The sequence below is a fragment of the Liquorilactobacillus oeni DSM 19972 genome, assembly GCF_001436275.1.
Taxonomy (GTDB): domain Bacteria; phylum Bacillota; class Bacilli; order Lactobacillales; family Lactobacillaceae; genus Liquorilactobacillus; species Liquorilactobacillus oeni.
On record NZ_AZEH01000031.1, the window covers coordinates 1 to 220 of the forward strand.

Annotated in this window: 1 pseudogene; it reads left to right on the top strand. The window is 30.5% G+C overall.

Annotated elements, in window-relative coordinates:
• A pseudogene (locus FD46_RS10550) lies at positions 1–132 on the top strand (zeta toxin family protein); the annotation flags it as partial.
• Between the last annotated feature and the right edge of the window lie 88 nt (positions 133–220).

Sequence of the window (220 nt, forward strand, 5' to 3'; positions counted from 1 at the left end):
TTTCCTTGGATAAATCAAAATATTACTTGTTCAGAAAATGTGCAAAAGCAGTTAAAAGATTTTGCAGATCAGAACCCAGAAGTAAAACTCAGAAATGATCTAGAAAATAAAAACGATCGGCCTAGTTATTAGGTTGATCGTTTTTTAGTTTGTCCGGTTTATGCTCATTAACATAATCAGCAAATATTTTTAAAAGTTCTTCGGTTTGTTCAACTGATAA